At 46.7% G+C, this 20385-nt stretch carries 18 protein-coding genes; 1 reads left to right on the top strand and 17 read right to left on the bottom strand.

Annotated features, from left to right (window positions below):
- Window positions 1-103: 103 nt before the first annotated feature.
- The 4 genes from uvrA to OM416_RS24675 form a co-directional block, all read right to left on the bottom strand.
- Window positions 104-2695, bottom strand: coding sequence for an excinuclease ABC subunit UvrA (gene uvrA, locus OM416_RS24690; protein WP_264933994.1), 2592 nt, complete (start codon window positions 2693-2695; stop codon window positions 104-106).
- Window positions 2696-2776: 81 nt separating this feature from the next.
- The gene (locus OM416_RS24685) at window positions 2777-3289 is read right to left on the bottom strand and encodes a hypothetical protein (protein ID WP_264933992.1); all 513 of its coding nucleotides are present in this window, start codon (window positions 3287-3289) and stop codon (window positions 2777-2779) included.
- Window positions 3290-3390: 101 nt separating this feature from the next.
- Window positions 3391-3996 carry a pentapeptide repeat-containing protein gene (locus OM416_RS24680; RefSeq protein ID WP_264933990.1) on the bottom strand — a complete coding sequence of 202 codons (606 nt, stop codon included), beginning with the start codon at window positions 3994-3996 and terminating at the stop codon, window positions 3391-3393.
- Window positions 3997-4196: 200 nt separating this feature from the next.
- Window positions 4197-5636, bottom strand: a complete 1440-nt coding sequence (locus tag OM416_RS24675) for an MFS transporter (RefSeq protein ID WP_264933988.1) — start codon at window positions 5634-5636, stop codon at window positions 4197-4199.
- Window positions 5637-5752: 116 nt separating this feature from the next.
- Between OM416_RS24675 and OM416_RS24670 the strand changes: the two genes are divergently transcribed.
- Window positions 5753-6637, top strand: coding sequence for a LysR family transcriptional regulator (locus OM416_RS24670; RefSeq protein WP_264933986.1), 885 nt, complete (start codon window positions 5753-5755; stop codon window positions 6635-6637).
- 100 nt (window positions 6638-6737) lie between these two features.
- Here OM416_RS24670 and OM416_RS24665 read toward each other — a convergent pair whose 3' ends face one another.
- The 13 genes from OM416_RS24665 to OM416_RS24605 form a co-directional block, all read right to left on the bottom strand.
- Window positions 6738-7346 (bottom strand): GNAT family N-acetyltransferase, encoded by a 609-nt coding sequence (locus OM416_RS24665; RefSeq protein ID WP_264933984.1) that lies wholly within the window; start codon window positions 7344-7346, stop codon window positions 6738-6740.
- A gap of 32 nt (window positions 7347-7378) precedes the next feature.
- A complete protein-coding gene (locus OM416_RS24660; RefSeq protein WP_264933982.1) occupies window positions 7379-7741 on the bottom strand; it encodes an Asp23/Gls24 family envelope stress response protein in 363 nt (120 codons plus the stop codon).
- A gap of 163 nt (window positions 7742-7904) precedes the next feature.
- Window positions 7905-8381, bottom strand: a complete 477-nt coding sequence (locus OM416_RS24655) for a hypothetical protein (RefSeq protein WP_264933980.1) — start codon at window positions 8379-8381, stop codon at window positions 7905-7907.
- Window positions 8378-10396 carry an alpha/beta hydrolase family protein gene (locus tag OM416_RS24650; protein ID WP_264933978.1) on the bottom strand — a complete coding sequence of 673 codons (2019 nt, stop codon included), beginning with the start codon at window positions 10394-10396 and terminating at the stop codon, window positions 8378-8380. The genes OM416_RS24655 and OM416_RS24650 overlap by 4 nt, the downstream gene beginning before the upstream one ends.
- 21 nt (window positions 10397-10417) lie before the next feature.
- Window positions 10418-11347 carry an ABC transporter permease gene (locus OM416_RS24645; RefSeq protein ID WP_153028184.1) on the bottom strand — a complete coding sequence of 310 codons (930 nt, stop codon included), beginning with the start codon at window positions 11345-11347 and terminating at the stop codon, window positions 10418-10420.
- Between the two features lie 16 nt (window positions 11348-11363).
- Window positions 11364-12281, bottom strand: a complete 918-nt coding sequence (locus tag OM416_RS24640) for an ABC transporter permease (RefSeq protein ID WP_062834244.1) — start codon at window positions 12279-12281, stop codon at window positions 11364-11366.
- Window positions 12282-12500: 219 nt separating this feature from the next.
- Window positions 12501-14066 (bottom strand): ABC transporter substrate-binding protein, encoded by a 1566-nt coding sequence (locus tag OM416_RS24635; RefSeq protein ID WP_145147470.1) that lies wholly within the window; start codon window positions 14064-14066, stop codon window positions 12501-12503.
- Entirely contained in the window at window positions 14063-15274 is a 1212-nt protein-coding gene (locus OM416_RS24630) for a M20 metallopeptidase family protein (RefSeq protein ID WP_264933970.1), read from the bottom strand. Before OM416_RS24630 ends, OM416_RS24635 begins: the two co-directional genes overlap by 4 nt.
- Window positions 15271-16023: a FadR/GntR family transcriptional regulator gene (locus OM416_RS24625; protein WP_062834241.1), complete on the bottom strand. Its 753-nt coding sequence runs from the start codon at window positions 16021-16023 to the stop codon at window positions 15271-15273. The genes OM416_RS24630 and OM416_RS24625 overlap by 4 nt, the downstream gene beginning before the upstream one ends.
- 272 nt (window positions 16024-16295) lie before the next feature.
- A complete protein-coding gene (locus OM416_RS24620) occupies window positions 16296-17009 on the bottom strand; it encodes a glycosyltransferase (RefSeq protein ID WP_264933967.1) in 714 nt (237 codons plus the stop codon).
- Between the two features lie 312 nt (window positions 17010-17321).
- A complete protein-coding gene (locus OM416_RS24615; RefSeq protein ID WP_264933965.1) occupies window positions 17322-18419 on the bottom strand; it encodes a Gfo/Idh/MocA family protein in 1098 nt (365 codons plus the stop codon).
- 12 nt (window positions 18420-18431) lie between these two features.
- Window positions 18432-19355, bottom strand: a complete 924-nt coding sequence (locus OM416_RS24610) for an AraC family transcriptional regulator (protein ID WP_264933963.1) — start codon at window positions 19353-19355, stop codon at window positions 18432-18434.
- Window positions 19356-19379: 24 nt separating this feature from the next.
- Window positions 19380-20384: a Gfo/Idh/MocA family protein gene (locus OM416_RS24605; RefSeq protein ID WP_264933961.1), complete on the bottom strand. Its 1005-nt coding sequence runs from the start codon at window positions 20382-20384 to the stop codon at window positions 19380-19382.
- Between the last annotated feature and the right edge of the window lies 1 nt (window position 20385).

Below are 20385 nucleotides of genomic sequence, written 5' to 3'. Positions count from 1 at the left end.
AGAAAGTTATCCAAAGAAGAGGATTGAACCTGTGATCTAAATGTACCGTAGCTAATCGAAACCAAAAAAACCGCTCATCGAGCGGTTTCCTGGTGTCGATTTTTTAGTTAAGGACATGACCTTTCATTGCATCATGACTTTTCCTAAGCTCTCTCCGTAGATATTGCCCCGTATAATTTGCTTCGAAGTCAGCCACCTGCTCCGGTGTACCTGTACACAGAATGTTCCCGCCGTTACTACCGCCCTCTGGTCCCAGATCAATGAGGTAATCCGCATTTTTGATCACATCCAGATTGTGTTCGATAACCACCACGGTGTTCCCCTCGTCCGCCAACACGTGAAGAATGTGGATCAATTGCTGTACATCAGCAATATGAAGCCCTGTCGTGGGTTCATCCATGACATATAATGTCGAGCCTGTGGCTGGCTTTAAGAGCTCAGAAGCAAGTTTAACCCGCTGGGCTTCCCCGCCCGATAATGTGGTTGAGGCTTGACCCAATTGTACATAGCCTAGTCCTACTTTACACAGCGCTTCGATTTTCTTGCGTATTTTAGGAACATTTTCAAAGAAAACAACAGCTTCGTCCGCAGTCATCTCCAGAATATCTGCAATACTTTTTCCTTTGTAACGAACCTCCAGCGTTTCACGGTTATATCGTTTCCCCTTACAAATATCACAAGGCACATACACATCAGGCAGGAAATGCATTCCGATCCGCATCAATCCATCACCGGTACAAGCTTCACATCGCCCTCCCCTGATATTAAATGAAAACCGTCCCGGCCCATATGCCCGAACTTTAGCTTCATTGGTCATCGCGAACAGGGATCGAATGTTGTCAAAGAGACCTGTGTAAGTGGCCGGGTTGGAACGTGGCGTGCGCCCGATTGGACTCTGATCGATACTGATGACTTTATCCAGATGTTGTATGCCATCCATCTGCTCATGTTTACCTGCACGCGTGTGGGCACGATGAAGTGTCGATGCTAGCTTTTTGTACAAAATTTCGTTCACCAGACTGGACTTACCCGACCCCGAAACACCTGTGACGCAGGTAATCGTGCCCAACGGGATGGAGACGGTAATGTCTTTGAGATTATTCTCCGCTGCGCCGATGATGGTCAGATGATGTCCGTTGCCTGGACGACGACTTTCGGGTACCGAAATCCATTTCTGGTACGACAAATATTGTCCCGTTAATGAACGCTGCTCTGAAATGATCTGCTCCAATGTTCCCTGAGCAACCACCTCACCTCCGTTGATGCCAGCGCCTGGACCAACATCGATTATCCAGTCTGCATGCCGCATCGTATCCTCATCGTGCTCCACCACGATCACGGAGTTCCCCAAGTCACGCATCTCTGTCAACGCGGATAACAACCGTTCATTGTCTCGCTGATGCAGGCCGATGGAGGGTTCATCGAGAATGTAAAGTACACCCGTCAAACGTGATCCAATTTGGGTTGCTAAGCGAATACGCTGACTTTCCCCGCCTGAGAGTGTTCCGGCCGTTCGAGACAGGGTTAAGTATTCCAAGCCTACTTTCTCCATGAAGACAAGTCGATCCACAATCTCGGTTACAATCGGGGCAGCAATCTGTGCCTTTGCCGGAGACAGATTCATCTTTTGTATAAATTGAATCCCTTCTGTAATAGACAATTTGCAATACTCTGCAATGTTTAAGTCGGAAACCGTTACAGCCAGAAGCATCGGTGCCAGTCGATCTCCATGACAATCTTGGCAAGGCAATGCCGACATATTACCTTCGATCTCTTTGCCTATTCGCTCCGCTTGGGTTGGACTCAGATCGGGAGTCAATCTGCCTGGGTCCACCTGAAGATGGAATCCAAGTCCTGAACAGGTAGGACAGGCCCCATATTGATTGTTAAACGAGAACATGCTTGGTGTTAGCTCCGGAAGTGAGAATCCGCAGTGTGGGCAAGCGAAGCTCTGTGAGAACAGCAGATCCTCACCTCGATCCATCAGATGAATGACAACCGTATCACCGGACAACGAGATGGCAATCTCAAGTGAGTCGGTCAATCTCTGGGAATCTCCCTCCTTGACCACCAGTCGGTCCACGACAATCGCGATCGTATGTTTTCTCTTCTTGTCGAGTTGAATCGGTTCCGATAGATTCATGATGATCCCATCCACACGCACACGTGCGTAACCGTTCAATTTGGCTTGTTCAAAAATGTGCTGGTGCTCTCCTTTTTTATCGTGCACGATGGGTGCGAGCACCATATATTTGGTGCCTTCGGGTTGCTTATATATCTGATCTACGATCTGGTCAACCGACTGCCGCGTCACTTCGCCTTTACACGTTGGACAGTGTGGTGTTCCAGCTCTTGCCCACAGTAAGCGTAAATAATCATATATTTCAGTTACGGTGCCCACAGTTGATCTAGGGTTGTTAGATGTTGTCTTCTGTTCAATAGCAATGGCCGGAGACAGACCTTCTATGGAGTCGACATCCGGTTTGTTGACCTGTCCGAGGAACTGTCTTGCATAGGAAGACAGCGATTCAACATAACGCATCTGCCCTTCGGCGTACAACGTATCGAAAGCCAGACTGGATTTTCCCGAACCACTAACCCCGGTGATGACTACGATTTGGTCGCGCGGAATTTGAATATCGATATTTTTCAGATTATGCTCTCGTGCACCATGAACTTGTATAACATTATGCATGTATAATTCCTCCTACGTATCCCATCAAAATACATACTGAATGTTCAACCTGTATTATTCCAATATAATCCCTGAATTTCATCATGATCTATGAACGTTGAACTCCAGCTGACGCTTCTCCATATCCTCTTTCACATACGTGGAAGCATCTTTGGTAGCGAGATTTAACACATACATGATCTCATTGACCAGCATCTCTTTCGCCATATGAAGGATGGATCTGTCATTATTATTCAGCTTCAAACTGTAGTCTTTCGCACACAACGTATCCCTGATAATAGCAAAATGATCTTGAAGTAGCCCGGACTCCAGCTTCATCTGCAAAAGTATACGACGTTTGGATGGGTCCAAAGGTAACCGTTCAGGCTCTCCAAAAAAATCGGCTCTTGCATTCAACAAGGAATCTGCACTGGATAACGGACGAATATGTTTTTGCAATGCCCGCTGCTCGGGAATGTACAGACGAAGTTCCTGCTTCGGAAAATACAGGTTGTAGTACCACTCCTGGTTATCTGGCTCCCCACCCTGTGCTACAGATTCAAGAATACAGACACCATACAGCGGATAAAATAACCTTTTTGGTGATTGCTCCATACATAACCTCCATTTCCTTCAGTAAGCGAGCCACTGCCTTGAGAAATGAAGCCCAGTACACGAGACGCGTAACTGAGCTTCATACAGGCATCGAAGTATGATTAGTCTACTTTGGCACCATAAGAGCGTACAAACAGAACGGCTTGTTCGCGATCCAAACGTACGCCTTTGATATCCAGTGATTTCAGGTCGATCCCTTCCAGGTTAGCCCCTCTAAGATCGGCCCCTTGCATCTTGGCTCTGCTCAATACGACTCTGGTAAGGTCACAGTCTCTCAAATCCGCTTTGGTGAAATCCGTGTCTGTAAAGTCAGCTTCAAAGAAACGAATTCCTCGCAGATCCTGTTTCCCCAAACGTGTATGTCTCAGATTTGTGTAGGACCAATCACCGTGACTTAGTGTAATGCCATCCATTTGCGCACCCGAGAAATCCGAGCCTGTCATCTTGCAAGAGCTGAATTTGGAAGCAAAAAGATTTGCACCACCGAAGGTGCAATTTTCAAAAGCAGATTCCGTATGAATCGAACCATTCATCGAAGCCCCTTTGAAGTCACACTCGATAAAACGACAGTTACTGGTTTCGATTTCTTCCATAGAAGCATTCATGAATGTACACTGTTTGAAAACACAACTTATGAGTTCTCCGTAGCGCAGATCACGTCCCTCAAAATGTACTGCTTCATATTCCTGATCCTTATATTGATACACTGGTTACACCCCACATTGTATATTTCTCCGTCTTTCTTCATTAAAGAACTTTTTATACTATACCACACCCCTGTCAAGTACCTGCTTAAAGACCCACAAAAGTCAAGTTACTTTTTTTATGAGAAAATCTCTGAAATATAAAGAAAAGACGCAAACAGCGCCTTTTTCCCTACAGTATATTCCTTAACTATTGTCCGTATTTAGACCTTTGGCTTTACTCTCGAAATGCTACCCATCAGCAATAGAATAGCCAAACCCGCAGTGATCAGGGCAATGGTATGTAGTCCTTCAGAGCGAATGGCTCCACCGAAGGTTATGCCCAGTAAACTAGTGGACAAGATACTGCCAATCGAGCGGAACGTAACGTACAATCCTGAAGCCGCCCCGGTCTCTTCCGGTGATGTGACATCATACAGCGCTGTTTGCAGACCCATATTGTTGAATCCATTGGGAACGCCCAGTACGGCATTCACTACCAAAATCAATAACATGGAACTATTTTCGCCAAGCAACAATAATAGAAGTGTACTTGCCACTAATAGAAGGTTCCCCACAATGATGGTGGTACGATAACCAAAACGTTTATTGCATTTGACCGCAACTGAAGTCATGATCACACCTAACCCTGCCAGAGGAAGCATGAGCAAGCCAGTTGTTTTGGGATCGTATCCCTTCACTTGGTCTAGCCATAGCGGAATACAGAAGAATAACGAATAGAAAACAATATTAACTCCAATATATTGAACGTAGACAAACCGCAGTCGCCGGTTAGAAGCAATCATCTGAATATTCATAAATGGACTTGTTGCACGCTTTTCCCACCATACCAGAACAGCGCCTGTAATCAGGGAAACGATGAGCAACCACCAAGTCATACCGTCCGACAAAGACAGCAGGAACAGCATCAGCGTTGTCAGCATGAGGACAAATAATCCGATACCCGGGATGTCCATACGTTTCCAAACAGGTATTGCTACTGTTCCATTCGCAATCGTTGCCTCTTGTACAACTTGGTCTTTAGGCAACCATGCACGAGCAATCCACAGCGTTGCCAAAGTGATCGGAATGTTAATCCAGAAGATCGATTGCCAACCGATCGAGCCTACCAGAATACCCCCAAGTGTGGGACCGAATGCAGCCATGACATTAGCCATGATCGAAACCAGCGCCAGAGCTGAAGCAATTCGATTGGGATCATCCTTCCTACCCTGCTGTGTGGCAGCAGCTCGCAACATGGACATACCCGCAGGAAATGCTACAGCACTACCCAAAGCCTGTACAATACGCATGGCCAAAAGCATGCCAAAATTCGGTGCCCATACGGCCACCACACTACTAAGCAGAACGAGCGACAGTCCACTCAGAAAGATTCGTTTCGCTCCAAAGAGATCCGAGAGTTTGCCCGCAAGTGAAGGTCCGATGGCTCCTGCCAGATAGAAACCGGATAGCAACCAGGTCACTGTTGCGAGATTCACCTGAAATTCTGTTCCGATCCTCATGAGCCCCACAGCAATCATGGATGAATTTAATGGGTTCAGCAGTACACCCAGTGCAACCACCCATGCAATTTTTAGAATAAGCTTATCGGAATGAGGGTTGGCATTAGGTTGGATCGAGGAATGAGTTGTTAGTCGTGTCATTGTAGAGCCTCCGTATTGAGATTGCTCCAAGTATAATTCAGTTTCATCATTAGAAAAAATATATATATTCGTATAATATAATAATAAAATCATTATCAATAAAAGGTGGATCAACCATGGATATCGCCCATTTGAAATATTTCCAAACCGTAGCTCGCACCGAACATATGACGCAGGCTGCCCATGAACTGCATATGGCTCAACCCGCACTAAGCATGATCATTTCCCGTCTGGAGGATGAAGTGGGGGTTCCCTTGTTCGATCGAGTCGGCAGACAGATTCGTTTGAACGCTTGTGGTAAAGCCTATTTGAAGCGGGTCAATCAGTCTTTGGCTAATCTGGAAGAAGGAAAACGAGAAGCCATCGAGTTAGCCGGCTACGAACAAGGTCGAATCTCACTGGCTACGACCACATTGAACCGTTTAACGACATTATTATCTGCCTACCTTACGCAACATCCGGATGTCAACTTCAAGATCACACAAGCTTCAACCGAGAAAGAAAAACTGCAATTACTTGAACAATCCGAAATTGATTTCTTCCTGACCTCCCAATGCATTGATCGTGCAGATATTAAACATATCCCTCTAATCACGGAAGAAATCTTGCTTACCGTACCGTCAACACATTCGCTTGCTGGACGCGACCGGATTTCACTTGCAGAGCTGGCTAATGAGGACTTCATATCCCTTAAACAAGGATATTCATTTCGGGAAATAACGGATAGGTATTGCAGACAAGCTGGTTTCCTCCCTCATATTATATGTGAAGGAGACGAACCCGCTGCCATTGCAGGTCTCGTGCAAGCCGGTTTGGGAATTGCCTTTGCTCCCGCAGCTTCGCAAAGAGAAGACGATACGCTCTCCTACCTTCATATTGATGGTACTGATTGTCATTTAACGTTCTATCTTGCCTGGGTAGAGGGACGTTATCTATCACGCACTGCCCAGAACTTTCGTGATTATGTCATCGCCTATTTCGCGAATCTCAACACGGGCTGACGATAGATGACTGCAAAGAAGCCCACACTATTACACGATAACGGCGCGGGCTTATGTATATGGATCTTCCAGTTGCTTCATCTATTCTTATTAGAAAGCACTACACCAGATTTTTGGACATTCGGTACAGCGATAGCGCGGGTTTATTGATTTCCCCTACTCTCTGGTATCCCAAACGTTCATACAGTTGGATAGCCCGTGCATTTTCCTTTTTAACCGTGAGCGAAGATTTGGATAGACCTTGTACTAAAGCTTGCTGTTCGGCAAATTGAATGAGCTGCGTTCCCACGCCAAGCCCTCTGCTTTCAGGCAATGTAGCCAATGTTCCAATATGGTACTCGTCGTTCTCCGCTTCTTTCAATGTCACCATGGAGTAGAACTCTTTCCAATGTTGAAGATTATACTTGATCAGGCTCCATTTCCGAAGTTCAAACAGCTTGGAGAACGTTGGCAAAGCGAGTTTGTTCATTATAGTGGTCGGATAACACATGATCATGCCCAACGTTTGGCTACCCATTTTGGCTTCATAAGCGTATTGGTGACTGAATCGGTTTTGATTCAAACGCCATAACTTGTTAAATGTTTTTTCTATAATTCCTTTATCCTTGGTACCTGCAAGCGAATATGCCATATATTCAAGTGCCATCTGATTTAGTTGCCCGCCGACTAAGGATCGTGGACTGGCTTTTGTTATGGAAATCTTATTCATCGCTGTCACTCCTCTAGGTAGCTGAAATTGGATTAAAGCTTGGCAGCAGGTTGGTTAAATGATAACCCCTCAACGATCACATTCACCGTATCAATGGTTAATCCGGTCAGCTGTTCCACATGCAATCTCACATTGTTTTGCAAATCCCTGCAGACTTCATGCACTTTTGTTCCATAACAAACGACAACCTTTAAGTTTATCTCTAGCCTGGATTCTACCTTGCGGATATCTATGCCATTTTGCAGACTTTTCCCGCTCCACTTTTTGGCGACCCCTTCTACAAGTCCTGTCGACATGGAGGAAATCTCACTCGTGGTATTCGCGATCTTGCCGACAATTTTGGAGATCACATCATCCGATATTTGAATTTTTCCCAGAACATTTTGAATGGACATCCTAGGTCCCCCTTTTTACGCCTGTATTTTTGATAGATAATAATATCATTTAATATAAATATAAATCATACGAAGTCCGATTTCAACTTTTGAATTCAGTCGTCCACATTTCTACCTGTACATACCAAAAAAGCCGCGATGATCGCGGCTTCTGCTGGTCATATTATGGGAATTTCAATTGAATACGGACAGGAAAGTGGGAGGATGACGCGCCCTCTGTTCTGCCTTCTTCTGCTGTCTCTGTTTCTTCTACTTGCACGAGCCATTGTCTGCCAATTAACGATTGCAGCAATTCAATCTCTTGTGCGGTCAGAGAAATATGCTTCAGTGACAGTTCATCTTGAACATAATCCCGATCCACCTTACGATCAAACCGGAAATCGAGCAATCGTTTCAACCCGTTAATATGCAAAAACTTGAACTCATAACCGTGACGTATCGCTTTTTCCCAATCGTCTCCGATGTCAGCTGCTGTCTGTAGTCTTTCATCGAAATCCATCGCGGATTCCTTAACCAGAGGCAACAACTGGGAGTAGTCTCGACGTTGTAAGTATTCAATAATCACTTCTCTCGGTACCCCACTTGTCAGTACATTCTCTACAAGGAGCCCTACAGGAATGGACAGCTGAGTTCGACTCATTGCTCCCCCTCCTCATTGCCGAGATACTGATTGAACCAGGCATTCACCTCTTCGAAGCTATCGATCCGAAGTGAAGGTTTACCGCTTTTAAGTAAACTGTGGTTGGAGCCTGGATAACGAATCAGTTTGGTCTTTTTGCCGTATCGTTTTAGCGTGGTGTATAATTCCTCCGCTTGCGCAATCGGTGTCCGATAATCCTGCTCTCCGTGCATGATCAGAAGTGGCGTCTCAATGTGATGTGCATGGGCAAGAGGTGAGCGGGACCACAGGAATTCAGCGTTTTCTGTCGGATTCCCCCCAATGACTCCCTGAACATAGGAAATTCCGATATCGCTCGTTCCATACATGGACAACCAGTTGGAGATGCAACGCTGGGTTACAGCCGCCTTGAAACGGTGCGTATGCGCTACGATCCAGTTGGTCATCACCCCGCCATAACTGCCACCTGCTGCACCCAAACGTGATGCATCAAGGAAATCATATGTAGCTAGGGCATAATCAACAGCTTCCATCAGATCCCGGTAATCGCCTCCGGCAAAGTCACCACGGCATGCTCTGGCAAACTCCTGACCGTATCCCATACTTCCGCGAGGATTGATCCACAGCACAGCGTAACCTTGCGCAACGAGTGTCTGCATCTCATGACTGAATGTTCCCGTATACATCGCGTGAGGTCCACCATGAATTTGCAAAATCAGTGGCAGCTTGCCATTGGATGAACGTACTGCCGGTGTAGCTAACCAACCTTGAAGCGGCCATCCATCGGAAGACTTAAACTCTACACGTACAGGCACATTAACAGCTAATTCAGCCAAGAATTCATCATTTCGGCGGGTGAGTCTGAACATTTCACCACTGGCGATATCCACGCGATATAACTCTCCAGGATGTTCAGCAGTCAATGCAGCGATAACCAGCGAGGTACCATCCGGCGTTAAGGTATACTGATACACATCCTTTTCACCAGCGCCCGTCACCACTTGACAAGCCCCATTTTCTTCAATGCGATACACATCCACATTCCCGTTATGCGTTCCGAGCACATATACACCACGTTCCGGATGATGGTTATCCGAGATAGGAGAAGGTGATGCACCAGCCGACTTCATATCTCCCAGTGCTGCGTTACCAATCTGCATATCTACTTGTGGTGCGATTGACCTGGGTACACCTCGATGAACGGGGACTGCATATAATCTGTTGTGACTCCCACTTCCGTATTCGCGATCACTGGCGATCAGGATCAACTGCTGTCCATCGGGTGAATAGGAAAACTGGCTAATCGCCAGACTGGAATCCGTCACTTTGAAGAGATCACTCTCTCCCAATCGAATGCTGTATACATCCGTAAAGTACAGCAGATCCGCATCAAGCTCCTCATCCTCCACTTGCTTGGATATGAAGGAAAGGTGCTGGCTATCTGGCGACCATGCCGGAGCACTGATATTCCATAGCCCGGAAGTCACCTGCGTGATCTCCCCGCTCTTGATCTCATATACAAACAAATGGCTGTATTGACCATCCCACCAGCCGGCCCCTTCCGCCTTCGGTGTTGTACGCTCGAAGACTTTACCTCGCAGTACAGGTGCAGACTTCTGTTGGGTGTCAGCTTTCTTCTGTTGGTCCTCCGGTTGCACTTTGCTGGTAAACGCAATGTACTGCCCGTTCGGTGACCAGATATAACTCAATATTTTACGTGCGGGAGATATCAGCATGACCGGCTCTTTTTGATCTGAATGGAGCGTCCATAGTCCTTTGCCACCATCCACTGAGCGAATAAATGTGAGCTGTGTGCCATCCGGCGACCAAGCAGGTGAGGAATCCTTCGGTCCATCCGAAAGTGCTATATCTTCATCACCATCGAGGGAAATTCCTCGAATTTGTGTGTTATATTCGTTTTTATCCTGATCTATGGTCTGTTCCACATAAGCCACTTGTCCGTTAGGACTGATCACCGGCTGACTGATCCAACGATAGTGAAGCAGATCCTCCGGCATAATTGGTCTTCGATTCATAATGATGGCTCCCTTCTCCGTTTATTTTTGGGTTGTCTCTGTACGTGGATCAAGCACATCACGCAGCCAATCTCCAAGGAAAATAACACCGAGTACGGTAAATGTAATGGCTAGTCCCGGGAATGTAGCGACCCACCAGCTTGTTGCAACGTATTGTCTGCCATCACTGAGCATACCTCCCCAGGATACATCGGGTGGTTTAATACCCAGACCCAGGAAACTGAGTGAAGCTTCCATAATAATGGTCGTGCCCACATTCATACCGCAGATCACAATAAAGGATGAAAGGATATTCGGCAGAATGTGTTTGAGAATCAATCTTCCATTCTTCGCGCCAATCGATCTGGCCGCATGAACAAAATCACGCTCTTTGATACTAAGGACCTCACTTCTTACCACACGGGTGAATGGAACCCAGTTCGTCACCCCGATGACAAAGATCAGTGTCGTAATACCCGGGCCAACAATCGCCATCACAACGAGCATGAACAGAATGGTTGGAATCGCCATGAATGCATCACCTACACGCATGATTACAGCGTCCACCCATTTCCCGTAGAATCCGGATACCAACCCCAGAATGGCACCAATGATTCCTGACACAATCACTGCACCCATACCCACGATTAAGGAAACTCGGGCACCATATACAATTCGACTCCACATGTCTCTACCCAGATTATCGGTACCCAGCCAGTATTCGGCCGTTCCGCCTTCAAGCCACGCTGGTGGTTTAAGTCGGTTGAGCGGATTAACCGCCGCCGGATCATGACTCGTCAATAGAGGTGCACCTATGGCAATTAACACAACCAACAATACAAGCACAGCACCAAACATTCCGGTCTTGCTGATGATCAGTTGTTGCCAGATATAACGAAATCCCGTTGGTGCACGCCCATTGTCTTGTTCCTGTTCTGTACCCGGAATTGGCATTTCATTGCTGCCTGTCATATGATTGCACCTCCTTCTAGTCGTATTTGATGCGCGGATCAAGTAGCCTGTAGGCTACATCCGTCAAGATGTTGGTTACTACAACGATCACCGCAATGACAAACACTGCTGCCTGCACGATCGCCATATCATGTGTGTTGACTGCAACGACCAGCAATTGACCCAGTCCAGGCCAAGAGAATACCGTTTCCGTAATCAAGGTTCCCCCGATTAGACTTGTAAACTGCAAACTCATAATCGTTACGACCGGAATCAGTCCATTCCGAAACGCATGTTTCACAATGACAACCATCCGGCCTAGCCCTTTGCTACGGGCTGTTCGAATATAGTCCTGGTTCAGAATCTCCAGCATGCTGGAGCGAATCAGCCGGGTCATCTGAGCGGCCAGTCCAACACCAAGCGTGAATGCCGGCAAAATCAGATGTGACAATCCTCCACGACCAGATACCGGCAGTACCCCCAACATGACGGAGAACAAGAGGATAAGCATAATCCCCATCCAGAAGTTTGGCATCGCCTTACCAATGACGGATATTCCGGAAATAATGAGATCGGTAAACGTATTACGTTTGACAGCTGAGATGACACCAAGTGGCACAGCCATCAGGACGGCAAAGAACATGGCGGCTACCGCCAGTTCAAAGCTGGCAGGCAATCTCTCCAGCACAAGCTCTAATGCAGGCTGATTATAGCGAAAAGACTGACCAAAGTCTCCCTGTAGCGCACTGCCAAGAAACTTCACGTATTGCGTATATAAAGGCTGGTCCAAACCGAGTGCCTGCGTCAAGACAGCACGATCTTCAGCGGTAGCCGTTTCGGGCAACATTAGCGCAACCGGATCACCGGTAACTCGAACCAAAATGAACACAATTAATGAAACAATGAACAGCACCGGAATGATCTGTAGTAATGACTTAAGTACGTATTTGCCCATTCCTTGTTCACCTCCCTTATAAAGAAAAACACTTATCGACGTACTTTCACAGAAGACAGACCGCAGTTAGTTGAAGTTTGTCTTGCGATGATCGAATCCCTCAGCTCCGCTGAAAACGTATAAATTCTATCATCTTAAAAAAGAACGGCAGGAACATGGTTATCCAGTCCCTGCCGTTCACGGCCTTAACTTTTCAATGACCGGTTGTTATACCCGATGTTACTGTGCAACAGGTGTTATCTCGTCAGCATAGAACATCTCGTCACTGCGCGGCGCGAAGTTCACTTTAGCATTCGTACCGTAGACACCTTCCATTTGGTACAGATATACGGCTGGGCGCTCTTCAGAGAAGATCTGCTGTACTTGCTGATACTCTTTCTCACGAGCTGCAGGGTCCATGTTCACCAATGCCGATTGAAGCAGTTTTTCTACTTCAGGATTGTTGTAATCCGACTCGCCTTTTGCTTCTTCCAACATATAACGATTGTAGTTATTCGAAGCGTCGAACAAGGAGTTACCAATACCGATCATGAAGATTTCTTTGAATGATTTGGAGCTGTAACGTTCACTGAATGCACTGGCTTCAAGGACATCCAGGTTAATTTTGAATCCAGCTTGTTCCAGCATCGCTGCAACAACTTCAGCCTGTTCTTTGTACTGTGCGGAAACGGAGATGGTCATCTCTGCTTCACCTTCAGCATATCCAGCTTCTTGCAGGAGCTGTTTCGCTTTTTCTTGATCATAGAGTGAAGTTTTGTACAATGAAGGATCAGCACCGAAGTTGCCTGGCGTTACGGATGTGCGAGTTACGATACCCGCTCCACCGGCAATACTGTCCACAATGCCTTGTTTGTCGATAGCCAGGTCAATCGCTTCACGTACTTTCGGATCAGCCGTGATGCTGCCTTCCGTTTGACGGAAGATCAACTGAAGCACACGTTGGATTGGTGCTTTGACAATTTTCTTATCTGCTTCGCCTTCGATCCGGGCAATGTCAGTGGACGGAATGGAAGACGCAACATCTACACCACCAGCAAGCAATTCGGATACACGTGTAGAGGCTTCAGGAATAACGCGGAATACCACTTCATTCCATTTTGGTTCACCGTCGAAGTAGCTCTCGTTTTTCACCAGTTCCACACGATCATCTTTGGTCCATTTACTGAACTTGTAAGGGCCTGTTCCTACCGGTTGTTTCAGGAAAGCATCAAATCCGTTGTCTGCAATATATTTTGCCGGCAGAATGCCTGCTCCCATCTTGGACAAACGATTCAGGAGCAATGGATCTGGGCCATCTGTGATAATGTCTACGGTATAATCATCCACCACTTTAACTTCTACGATATTTTTGAAATAGCTGTTTTGTTTCAGTGTCTCGTCCTTGGCTACGCGCTCCAGCGTGTATTTTACATCTGCCGAAGTGAATGGATCGCCATTGTGGAAGGTCACCCCTTCACGCAGCTTAAATCTCCATGTTGTATCGTCTACCTGATCCCATGAAGTCGCAAGTCCCGCAACTTTCTTCTGTTCACTGTCATTTTTGATCAGATAATCGAAAACGTTGACCAGAACCGCTTCACTGGATGTATTGTTGTTGTTGTGCGGATCGAAACTCTCAATGTCTGTTGCTGCAGCAATGGTCAGTGTTGTACTTGCGCTTCCACTGCCCGTTCCTTCTGTTGCGGCACCATCATTCGTGCTTGTCGTTTTTCCTCCGCAAGCGCTGAGTACCATTACGACTGCCAGTAACGTGATCCACATGCCTGTCCATTGTCTTTTTTTCATTGTGATTGCTCCCCCTCAGAAGTTGTATTCCTTGCCAAAAATTCAAGTGCTACTGCAGACAACATGCCCACACCATAAGGCATCGCTGTCTCATCAAGATCAAACATGGGATGGTGGAGTGGATAGCGGGTACGTTCCTCATCATTCCCAGATCCTAGTCTGAAAAACACACCCGGAACCTGTTCACAATAAAAAGCGAAATCCTCGCCCCCTGTGGAGGGTTTGATATAATTCCATCCCTTCTCCGCATTAACCTGATTACAGGTCTCTGTTAGCAGGTCAACCATACCGAGATCATTCACGACAACAGGGTATCCATCGCCGTAAACAACTTCGCATCCTGCGCCGAAAGAATCACAGACCCCTTTAACAACTTGTTCGATCAAAGCTGGCATCCGCTCACGAATGGCAGGTGAGAGTGTACGAACCGTACCGATCATCTCCACTTCCGGGGCGATGGCTGTTCCCATATAACCTCCAGTGATTTTGCCAATCGTGACTACAGCGGGTTCAAGCGGATCGACCATGCGACTGACGATATTTTGCAATGCGGTGATAACCTGAGCAGATACCGCAATTGCATCAATGCCCTCATGCGGACGAGCTGCGTGCCCACCTTTGCCGAAGACCTTGATAATCAAGGGATCAGCAGATGCAAATGCAACGCCCTGACTTACGCCCAAGGTTCCCGTGTTCTGTCCAGGGGTCATGTGTAGTCCAGCGATGGCATCAACCTTCGGATTCTCCAGAACACCGTCCTGGATCATGGCTCTTGCACCTGCAAGTCCCTCTTCTGCTGGCTGGAAAATGAATTTGATGTTGCCTGATTTCGGTCTTCCAAGGCCAGTAAGCAGCTGGGCTGCACCCATCAGGATGGAGGTATGAGCGTCGTGTCCACACAGATGCGCTTTGCCTTCCACTTGTGAGCGGTATTCCACCGCTTTCTGATCCTGGATTGGCAAGGCATCCATGTCCGCGCGCAAGGCAAAGGTTGGTCCATCTGTCTCTCCGCGAAGCAGGCCTGTAACCCCGGTCTGTCCGACATTACGTGTAACTTCCAGCCCCAGGCTTTCCAGATGCTCAGCTACGATAGCGGATGTGCGATGCTCCTCGTAACCGATTTCCGGATGGCGATGCAAATCTCTGCGCCAGGCGCTTAACTGGGCTTGTAGTGGCTGAGCCAGCTGTATTAGTTCTGAACGATTCATTCGCTGTCATTCCCTTCATTTTCGTCCGATTCAGAAACCAAACGGGCATAGATCGCGTCAGCAGAGAATTCGATATGTCTTTTCATCGTCTCCCGGGACCTGATACTGTCATGTGCTTTCAGTGCTTCAAGAATCTCCATATGTACACCGTAGTTGACGGTACGTATCCGGTCATCATAAGGCATCAAATCCAGCGCCGGATTAATTTTGGTCCGGATCTGTCTGACGGCTCTCTCGCAATATGGATTCCCTGACGCTTTGGCAATCGTCAGATGAAATTTCACATCCAGCGCCCTGAACCATTCCCTTGTACAGTCTGGCTCTATACTTTGTTCCATATAGCCCTCAAGCAGCTCCAGTTCGCCTGCGGTGATCCGCTCAGCAGCCAGAAAAGCTCCCTCCGGCTCGATGATGGTTCGATATTCAAACACCTTCAGCATCTGTGCCCAATCTCGTTTAATTTCTTCTCTGGTCCGTTTATGCGAATTGGCTGTCAGAGGCAGTACAAACGTTCCACCTTTGGCACCCACCCGTTTCTCAATCAATCCTTTATCTTCCAGTGAGGAAAGTGCCTCGCGAACCGTAATGCGGCTTACATTAAAGATCTCTGCCAGATCTCGCTCGGCTGGAAGTTGTTCTTCACTCATTAATTCTTTCAAAATAATGGCTTCTTCCAGTTGTTCCCTAATGAATTCACTAACCTTTTTGGTAGATACTTTCTCAAAACGAAATGAAAACGTACTGGACATCTAAACACTCCGATCTGTATATGGTCTAGACCTTATACCATTAATATAATTCCGACTAAACTTATATGCAATACTTTTTTCGAGTAAATTCATAATTTTTTTTTCACCACCTCCAAATTGAACCATTTTGCCACAAAAAAGACGCATCTGTATTAAGCAGATGCATCTTTACTTTCGCTATTTGACGGCATACACGGGTCACTACGATGACAGAACGACCATCCGATCGCTGTTTTGTAAAGTGTTGAGTTGAATATATCTAGCTCTCTCCTCTATAACTTTTTATTAGCATAGGGTCTGAAATCCTCTGTTACCGCAAGTTTTGTGCTTCCCTCCAGGTAAAAGCTATCATCCGCTCTCCACGTATGACTTTTTTTGTTCTGTCTGCGGTGATAGACATAATTGTATGGTGAGGTCGCATACGCTTTGAATCCTCTTTTCCTGCATTGTCTAAGGAAGGTTACATCTTCCCCTATTGAACGGTCCGTGAAACGGACTTTTTTCAAGACCTCCCTTTTGAATAAGAGTGTGCCCCCTTGTACAAATTCAACCGGTTTATTCTTTTCTGCTGGAGATCTGACCAACAGTGTCTTGGATGCACCCAAATAGACTAGGCATGAATGTTTGCCCACAATATCACTTTTGGTCCGCCTGAGTTCTCTCACCTGTTCTGTCAAATAATACGGCGAATAGTAGTCATCGTCATCAAATTTGGCAATCAACGAAAAGCGAGCCCTTGTTATCCCAGCATTCAGGCTTTGTCCTAACGAAATGCTCTCCGGTACTTGATATACATGAACATTGGCAAGATTTCGAACGCGCTTTTGGTATAATGCCAGATTCATACTGTCATGATTCAGGACAATGATCAGCTCTTTGCTTTTATAACGCTGCCGACTGTAATTTTGCAGGATGTTGTCAAAAAATTGCGGCCGATTGGTACATACAACAATGGAAACACCATGACCCGTTTTGTGTTTAGTCAAGACATACCCTCTTTTCAGTTCAATTTTCTCCTATCATATGTGCCGAAATAGAGTCTGGTATGGACCAATAGCTAGGGCGTGTCTCAAAACTCGCTGAAGTGCATCTTTTACCGCCTTTTCGCCCCCTGCTGCGTCACTTTCCCTTGACGTGCCCCGGCACGCCTGCGGAAAACTTCCTGGCTTGGAACGAAAATTCGGCAAAATCTTCTTCCTTCGGAGTTTTCAGACACGCCCTAGTAACCAAAACACTAAAGAACCCTCTGTCCCCAATAACGGGACAAAGGGTTCTGTAATCTATTTTTTCTGTCTGTTCTATGCTTCGCTAGCGTTATTCAAGTATACAGCCTTGCCAGTGCGAGCAGATTCATAGAGGGCTTCCAGGATCTGAGATACAACCAGCGCTTGTCTTGGTGTGACCACAGGCTCCTGATCGTTCTCAATCGCTTCAATCCACTTTCTCATCTCAACGTCCGGTGCACTCTCGCTTTTACCATCATAGAAAGCTACCCCACCTGCACTCAGTTCAATCTCGTTCGTGTATAGACGACTGAATTTCTCGCCATTGATGCGCAGTCCGTTCTTCATATCCGCACCTGCTTCGCTGCCGCTCAAGCTACATTTGGCCTCATCCACATCCAGAGAGTTCAGTGCCCAACTGGATTCGAGCATAATCGTTGCGCCATTCTCCATCACAATCATGCCGAAGGCCGAGTCCTCTACAGAGAATTGTTTTGGGTCCCACGGGCCCCAAGCATTGGCCGCATTTTCACGTTGCGAAAGCTCATGATAGGTCGTACCCAGCACAACCTTCGGTTGATAGTTATCCATCATCCAGAGCGTCAGATCGAGTGCGTGCGTACCAATATCAATCAGTGGACCGCCACCTTGCTTCTCCTCATCCAGGAAAACACCCCAAGTTGGTACTGCTCTACGTCTAATCGCATGTGCTTTGGCAAAATAAATATTACCCAGGTCACCCGCTTCGCACACCTTCTTCAAGTACTGACTGTCTTCTCTGAAACGGTTGTTGTATCCGATGGTAAGTTTCTTGCCGGTACGTTCTGCCGCTTCCAACATGAGTTGTGCTTCAGCAGATGTCTTCGCCATTGGCTTCTCACACATCACGTGTTTGCCTGCCTCCAGAGCAGCAATAGAAATCTCGGCATGAGAAATATTCGGTGTAAGCACATGCACAATGTCCAAAGACTCATCCTTAAGCAATTCCTGATAATCCGTGTAGACTTCGGCTTCAGTAGTGCCATATTTCTGCTTGGCTTCATCCGCACGTTCCTGAACGATATCACAGAAAGCCACCAGTTCAACATTATCCAGTTTACTCAGACTCGGCAGATGTTTACCATTCGCGATTCCACCACAGCCAATAATTCCGATACGATATACTTTACTCATATATATTCACCCTCACTTAAGTATTGGTTGTTTCATTTTACGAAAAGCCGACGGGGTCATCCCCAGACGTTTGCGAAATACAGCATGCAAATAGTTGGCATTATTGAAACCTGAAGCAAGAGCGATCTGTTCAATGGATACGTTGCTTTCCTCCAGATTGCGGCACACGGCGCGCAGACGAATATCCTCCAGTACGCGGCTGAACGGCATCTCTGGCTGTACCTGATAGAAGATTCGCTGCAATTGTCTGCTGCTAATATGAAGTTTCTCAGCTACATGCTCCAGCGTGACCACTGTAGGGTGGTTCGCCTCCATATACTGCACTGCATACTCATAGCGATACACCGACATATCCCGCACAGGGGCTTCCGGTCGATTCCCGCCGGTGTCGTAGGCTCGCACGGTTTTAAGTAATATGCTGATGACCAGTTGTTTAATGGACGTATAATATCCTATTAATTTGTGATCACAAGCCTCATAGGCTTCCAAAAAACAATGCATCGCTCGATGATAATCATTCACCGGAGCCAGCGGAAGCGTTCTCAGCTTCTCCATCGTTTCCTCGGATTCAGCGGCTTCCCAGGGATCCACATGCTCTCTTGGCTTATGGACAATATCCACATGAAGACATAGTTCATCCATATCCTCTTCGGCGTCCGCCTCCTGATAATGAACGACTCCCGGTCCTGTCAAATACAGCATACCTTCGGAGAGTGCATGTGTCTCATCATCCAAAATAACTTGACCTTTACCTCTTGGGATAAAATGAAACTCGAACTCCGCATGATTATGGAAATCCACAACTCGGCCCGCTGGAAAAGAAGTCAGATGAAATCGCATCACACGAATCTCATAATGTCCCCAAACCATTAAAATATCCAGTCTCTCCAGGAGATCCTGCCGCTCAAGCATTTTCTCATAAGGATACAGGCTCAAGATTGCACACCTCCCTAATAAAACCTAATCCTTCAACTCATTCAGAGCGATTCTGCGCCCTTCCTTGGCAGAGAGATTCGCAGCTTCCATTAATCGGGTTAGCTCTATAGCGATCTGCACGTTTTCAGTTGCATCTGTATCATTCTGTATATGTGCAACCCATTGATTGAATGCGCTTTCTCTTTGGTCTGCCAAAGGAAGTCCAGTCCACTCTTGATACTGTCCCTGTGCTGCTTTCGTGCGAATCAATAACTTGTCATCAGGTGTTCCATACAGAAGTGTACCTTCCGTACCATGAACCTCAATCGTAAACGGAGAATGGCTGTTCACAAAACCAGCTTCAACAACGCCAACTGCTCCTGAATCCGTGAACAAGGTTGCGACTGCATTATCTTCCACTTCTTTGCCTGTAATATATCCGAAGTTCGCGTTAACCGCGGTTACTTCCTGACCCAGAAACAGTTTGGTCAGATACATCGGATGGCAACCCAGATCAATCAGCGCACCGCCCTGACAATCCTTCAGATCATAGAAGTGTTCAGGCAACCAGTTAGAAATCGCTCCATCATGCGATAAACGCGCTCTAACATAAGTTACTTTGCCAAGTAATCCTTGGTTAAGTACATCCTGAATCGTTAACGTGTATCCTGCATTCAGTCGTGGTAAGGAGACTGTCATCTTGACCTTGCTTGCCTTTACCTCATTAAGGATTCTGTTGGATTCCGCCTGTGTCGACGCAATTACCTTCTCTGTAAAGATGTGTTTACCTGCTTTTGCAGCAGCGGTAATCACCTCTTCATGGATGCGAGTTGGCGCATCTACAATAACGGCATCGATGTCGTCCTTGGCCAGCATATCTTCGAGTGAAGCATAGAAGGGTACGTTTAAACGTTCAGCCGCTTCCTGCCCCCGCTTGGCATCTTCATCCCAGACGGCTGCGATGACCGTATCCTCATGTTCCTGTACTTGCTTGATGTAATCCCATGCATGAACATGCCACAAACTAATTTTTCCAATTCGAATGGTCACT

The sequence above is a fragment of the Paenibacillus sp. LS1 genome, assembly GCF_026013365.1.
Taxonomy (GTDB): domain Bacteria; phylum Bacillota; class Bacilli; order Paenibacillales; family Paenibacillaceae; genus Paenibacillus.
This window is presented reverse-complemented; position numbering and strand designations above follow the sequence as displayed.